This window comes from Nostoc sp. (assembly GCF_036917675.1).
Taxonomy (GTDB): Bacteria; Cyanobacteriota; Cyanobacteriia; order Cyanobacteriales; family Nostocaceae; genus Nostoc.
The window spans coordinates 1-5,102 of record NZ_JBALCT010000038.1; the positions used below are offsets into that span (position 1 = coordinate 1).

The following is a 5,102-nucleotide window of genomic DNA, read 5'->3' on the forward strand; positions in this document are numbered from 1 at the left end:
GCTTGAGTCAATCTATGATTTGCGATCGCTCCTCTCCCCAGGTTCCCCACCATAAAAAAATCTCGCGTACCTTCAAAGGCGATCGCGTCCTCTCCCCTTCCTAAAATCTCATTCATTGGATTTTTAGCAGTAAGTTGAGCAATTCGCTTGAGTCAATCTATGATTTGCGATCGCTCCTCTCCCCAGGTTCCCCACCATAAAAAAATCTCGCGTACCTTCAAAGGCGATCGCGTCCTCTCCTAAATTGCGATCGCGTCCTCTCCCTTTCCTAAAATCTCATCCATTGGATTTTTAGCAGTAAGTTGAGCAATTCCCTTGAGTCAATCTATGGTTAGCGTTGCCGCGTCTCCTGACCTTACTCTCTGGCTTACCTGCCAAAATTCCCCATTTTATACTACAAATATACTATAAAAACCGCTTTTTACTTGTTGCGAATTTTTTAGACCAATTGAGAAACACCCCCCCCTAAATATATACTGAATACTTAAATTTAAAGAGGGGGTGTCCCAAATCTTATACATTCATTGGCTTTTAATATTGAAATAATTCCACCACAAATTTTGAACCTTGTAGTATGACTCACTCCCATTGCTGGCTTGACCACATTAGAATTCGCCATTGGGCATTGGGCGCGAACGGCGGCAAGCTACGCACTGCTTACCCACGCCACTATCATATAGTACACAAATACTATTAGTTAATGATCGCGCTGTGCCAGTTGCGTAAGTCCTGTTTAATTTTGAAATAAACCGCAACGCCTGGATCATCAGGTTCCTTGTACTTTGCGTAAGGTAGCCAATCCTGTCGCAACGGCACATTGCTAGACATGACCAAATTTTTTGCACCCAGTAGCCTAAGTTCATTAAGCAAATCGTCACGGGCAATTGAGAAACTTACTTCAAAACGTGCAGCTTCTCGCTTATACTGTGCTGTTCTGGGGTAGATAGTCGCCCAGGTGAGGGGATAGGCTGAGATGTCATTCGTCATTGCGATCGCTTCTCCTGACTCTCAATCTCACTCTTCATCTTCTGCTCTACCCATTTTGAAAAATCACCGTCAAAACCAGAGTCTTCCAGCGATCGTAACAGATGACGATACAGAACTTTATCTATATATATAGTTGTCTGCCTGTAATTTGGGTGCGACACCGAACAGGCCGCCACAGGCATCGCTCGTTGGAGAAATCCCAGCATTACCCCAAAACTCAGTGCCATCGGCTCCATTTTTATGCCCCTGAAGAAATACTCCTTTATCCTCAAGCTAAACTGTACCTGTTGTCAAAATTTGGAATTGCTACTTAAACAAAAGGTCAGCATTGTGAATGCATCTTACGAAGTAAGTTTCAAAACACACCTTAGTTAGATTCTCTGTGCCAAACAGCCGTGCTACTATTCGGCTCATTCCTGTTGTTGCTTGGAGGAGACAATTATGGAAATTAGTAGACGCAGCTTATTAAAAACTGCTTCCGCTTCGGGATTAGTAGCAGCAGGACTTGCAGTTTCGGAAGGATTTTTACAACCAATCCTCGCTCAAACAGAACCCGTTGATGAAAAGACTCAATTGCTAACCCAAAATTCAGCCACTTCAACTCGACGCGGCGAAATGTTGTATCGCAACCTTGGAGGCACCGGAGAAAAAGTATCTGTAATTGGCTTGGGTGGGTTTCACATTGGAAGTATTAAAGAAGAGCAAGAAAGTATCAAGCTGATCCGCAATGCGATCGATCGCGGCATCAACTTTATGGATAACTCTTGGGACTATCACAATGGACGTAGCCATCGTTGGATGGGAAACGCTCTTAAAAATGGTTATCGCGAAAAAGTTTTCTTAATGACAAAAATTGATGGTCGTAGTAAAAGTGCTGCCAAGATGCAAATTGATGAATCGCTCAAAGATTTGCAAGTCGATCGCATTGATTTAATGCAGCATCATGAAATACTGCGCTTTGAAGACCCCGATCGCGTCTTTGCTCCTGGCGGCGCAATGGAAGCAGTTGTTGAGGCGCAGAAGGCGGGCAAAATTCGCTATATCGGCTTCACAGGACACAAGAATCCCCTGATTCATCTTCAGATGTTAGAAACTGCTGCACAAAATGGTTTCCGCTTTGACACTGTACAGATGCCTTTAAATGTGATGGATGCCCATTTTAGAAGTTTTGAACACCAAGTTTTACCTGTGTTAGTGAAAAACAATATTGGTGTGTTGGGAATGAAATCCATCGGGGAGTCTTACATTCTTAGAAGCAATACTGTCAGTGCGATCGAGTGCCTACATTATGCAATGAATTTGCCAACATCAGTTGTAATTACAGGCATCGATAGTATGGAAATTTTAGACCAGGCGTTTGAGGCAGTCCGTACGTTTAAGCCAATGGATCAGGCACAAGTTACAGCCCTGTTAGCGCGGACTCGTGAGGCAGCAGCTAAAGGTCAGTATGAACGATATAAGACCACAACCCAAAATGATAGTACAGCGATGAATCCAGCTTATTTAGGGTAAATATTTAGGACTTACGCACTGTACAAAAGAAGCATCTTGTGTATTAACGTAAATAGGTCGTTTCAAGCTTTTGAAGGGCGCTTTTGATTGCTGGCAATCGCCAAAATATGATTGAAAAACCTAGCCAGAAGCCTTGAAAACTATACCTGTATTTTCGCTTTTCTGTCAATGCGTAAGTCCTAATATTAATCCTATATTTAACTGTTTTTTATGCAAACAGTGATCGCACCAAACTAGGCGATCGCTAGAATTCGGCGTTTTAATATCCAAGTTGATCCAAGGAGAGCATTAATTATGTCCAACTTCCAAACATTTTCTACTGGTTTAGTAGCGATCGCCTTATCTGTGGCAACTGGTTGTACACTAACTACTCCCCATGACCAGAATACATCAGAAGTTCCACCTGCTAACTCTGTGCAAGCAACTGAGAGTCCATCACCAGCAGCTTCTCCAACTTCAGGGCAAAATACCCTCAGTTCTTCAGACAAACAGTTCATAACTGAAGCGGCTGTTGGTGGTTTAGCAGAAGTTCAATTAGGACAACTGGCATCACAACGGGGAGCTACTAGTGCAGTAAAAGCGTATGGACAGCGCATGGTTCAAGATCACACCCAAGTCAACAATCAACTCAAACAGTTGGCGACTCAAAAAGGTGTCACACTGCCAACTAGTATCGGCAGCAAAAATCAGCAAGTCAAGCAACGCTTATCTAAGCTTTCTGGTACTAACTTCGATCGCCAATATCTAAATCAGATGCTTCAAGATCATGAAAAGGATGTTGCGGCATTTCAAAGTCAAGCTCAACAAGGACAAGATCCAGACGTGAAAGCATTTGCGGCTCAAGCACTACCAATCCTCCAAGAACACTTGGAAAAGGTTCGTTCTATTGTTAATCCTGGATCTTCAACTAGCGCGCCAACTAGCACGCCAACTTCAACCAGCACCCCCTAAGTCCAAAATTTCATCATTAAGAAACCACAATGTCTGAATTGTTTAAAGGAGAATTTTCTCGTCGTCAGATTCTAACCACTGCTGGATTAGGAGCTATTTCAACCGCAGCACTTGGTAGTATGGGCGAAAAAGTTGCTGCTCAACAACCGACTGGGCAAGCTACCGCACGCGGAGGTTCGTTACCGCCTCAGATTAAGTTCGCGCCGATCTCAGAAAAGACTGAGGTCGATACGGGTGGTCCTCCGACTGCATTGCCTCCAGAGCGACGCTTGGGATTTGCGATCGTCGGACTTGGCAGACTTTCACTAGAAGAAATCATGCCTGCATTTGCAGAATGTAAACTAGCAAAGCCAACTGCATTAGTTAGTGGTGATACTGCTAAAGCCAATCAAGTTGCACAGCAGTATGGGATCAAACCGCAGAACGTTTACAACTATCAGAATTACGACAATCTCCGCAACAATCCAGACATTGATGTAATTTACATCGTATTGCCTAACAGTATGCACCGAGAATATACAGTGCGTGGTGCTAAAGCCGGAAAGCATATTTTATGTGAGAAGCCAATGGCAACGACAGTGGAAGATTGTCAGCAGATGATCGACGCGTGCAAACAAGCCGATCGCAAGCTGATGATTGCTTATCGCTGCCAATATGAACCGCACCATCGCGCCATGATTCAGATGATTCGCAGCAAAGAATTGGGAACTGTGAAGGTGATTCAGGCAGACAACGGACAGAACCAGGGGGGTGACTTAAACCAGTGGCGATTGAAACGCGCTTTAGCTGGAGGTGGTTGTTTACCAGATGTGGGAATTTATTGCTTGAATGCAACTCGCTATTTGACGGGAGAAGAACCGATCGCAATTAGCGCCCAAATCTTCAGCACTCCTGGCGATCCGCGCTTTAAAGAAGTAGAAGAAAGCGTTACCTTTCAGTTGCGGTTTCCCAGTGGAGTACTAGCGATTTGCTCCAGCAGTTACGGCTTTCACGAAGCGCGGCGGTTTCGCGTCTTCGGCTCTGATGCTTGGGGACAACTCGATCCGGCGTTCTCCTACAACGGTTTGCGGATGATGATTTCGCGCAAATCACCAACCAACAGCATGGCAGAAAACGTCAGTGAAATTCGCATGAGCGAGAAGAACCAGTTCGCTTTAGAAATTGATCACATGGCGGATTGTGTGATTCAGAATAAGCAACCCCATACCCCTGGTGAAGAAGGTTTGCAAGATCAAAAACTGATAACGTTGATTTACGAAGCTTCACAAACAGGCAAAGCGATCGCTCTACCTCGTGTGTCAGGATTGGATGTCACTCGTGGCCCCGCTCCGAGAATGCTTTAATAAAAAATGCCCAGGGATGGATAATGTAATTTATTTGTAACTGCTTAGCTAGTAGTAATTGAGGCGATAAAAACAGAGACATTACCAAGTAGCGCCTGAGTAATAACTTCCAGTAAGTTAAGACCCTGCTTAGAAGCAGTAGAAAGAAAGGAACGGATATTAGCGAATGAAACCGCAAAATCGAAGGAGCGAAAACCACCAGAAATCTTCTGCTTATCCCTCTTCTGTCACTCTCCGGCGTTAGCAAGTAGTAACTAAGTGAAATTATCCAGAAGCATAACAGGGTTTAAATTGATTCATTTCACTAAT

The 5,102-nt window shown here is 44.1% G+C and carries 5 protein-coding genes; 3 read left to right on the forward strand and 2 right to left on the reverse strand.

Annotation, left to right across the window (positions count from 1 at the left end):
* Positions 1-693: 693 nt before the first annotated feature.
* Positions 694-987, reverse strand: a complete 294-nt coding sequence (locus tag V7K31_RS13010; protein WP_335094753.1) for a hypothetical protein — start codon at positions 985-987, stop codon at positions 694-696.
* Positions 984-1,223, reverse strand: a complete 240-nt coding sequence (locus V7K31_RS13015; protein ID WP_335094754.1) for a hypothetical protein — start codon at positions 1,221-1,223, stop codon at positions 984-986. The genes V7K31_RS13010 and V7K31_RS13015 overlap by 4 nt, the downstream gene beginning before the upstream one ends.
* Before the next feature lie 205 nt (positions 1,224-1,428).
* Here V7K31_RS13015 and V7K31_RS13020 point away from each other — a divergent pair, with 205 nt between their 5' ends.
* The 3 genes from V7K31_RS13020 (at position 1,429) to V7K31_RS13030 (ending at position 4,793) form a co-directional block, all read left to right on the forward strand.
* Positions 1,429-2,499, forward strand: a complete 1,071-nt coding sequence (locus V7K31_RS13020; RefSeq protein ID WP_335094755.1) for an aldo/keto reductase — start codon at positions 1,429-1,431, stop codon at positions 2,497-2,499.
* Between the two features lie 294 nt (positions 2,500-2,793).
* Entirely contained in the window at positions 2,794-3,450 is a 657-nt protein-coding gene (locus tag V7K31_RS13025) for a DUF4142 domain-containing protein (RefSeq protein ID WP_335094756.1), read from the forward strand.
* Positions 3,451-3,479: 29 nt separating this feature from the next.
* A complete protein-coding gene (locus V7K31_RS13030) occupies positions 3,480-4,793 on the forward strand; it encodes a Gfo/Idh/MocA family protein (protein WP_335094757.1) in 1,314 nt (437 codons plus the stop codon).
* The last annotated feature ends 309 nt before the right edge of the window (positions 4,794-5,102 follow it).